General features: G+C 29.0%; 1 protein-coding gene and 1 pseudogene. Both read right to left on the reverse strand.

Features of this window, described 5'->3' with window-relative positions:
* Positions 1–329 (reverse strand): annotated as a pseudogene (locus JCM14209_RS09615) (RNA-guided endonuclease InsQ/TnpB family protein); the annotation flags it as partial.
* A 30-nt stretch (positions 330–359) separates the two neighbouring features.
* A partial coding sequence (locus tag JCM14209_RS08640; RefSeq protein ID WP_025023041.1) for a recombinase family protein occupies positions 360–607 on the reverse strand: 248 nt, incomplete at its 5' end.

Here is a 607-nt window from a genome sequence, read left to right on the forward strand (position 1 = left end):
CTAGGGTTAGTTTTATATGATTTCAAAGCTTTAAACCACGCTCCAAAAATACCATTGACTTCTCTTAGGGTTTGTTGTGCTGATTGTACATAACCTAACTTGTGATATAACATGTTTTCTTTTTGTTGATACTTCTTTTTAAAGATGCTATCTAAATCGCCATAAGAAAGTAAGTTACCTTTAAAGAAAGATTGTCTTACTTGATACAAACTAGCATTATAAAGACTGTTTGCTTCTTTAGCAATTTCACTTAGCTTGCCAGTTTTATCAGTAATAATGTATTCAGATGTTAAAAGTGTTAATTCTTCATCATCTTCCTTCTTAGCCATCTTTTTCACCTCCTCAAAATAATTTCTAAATTATAGCTTATTTTTTAGGACATCTTCGATTTTTTTACGTTCTTTCCCGCTATTAGAGTCCATTCTCATTGAAAAACAATGTAACAAAGATATAATTTCTTCAAATAATTCTTCTTCATCTGTTTTAGGGTTAGAAATATCTGAAATTACTACAATTTCAGTATGATATTTGTCAAAAAGATACTTAAATAAATCAAATCCATCTCTTGAAAGTCTATCTTTATGTGTAATTAAGACACGCTTAACCT

Origin of the sequence: Ligilactobacillus hayakitensis DSM 18933 = JCM 14209 (assembly GCF_000615845.1) — a bacterium.
Taxonomy (GTDB): domain Bacteria; phylum Bacillota; class Bacilli; order Lactobacillales; family Lactobacillaceae; genus Ligilactobacillus; species Ligilactobacillus hayakitensis.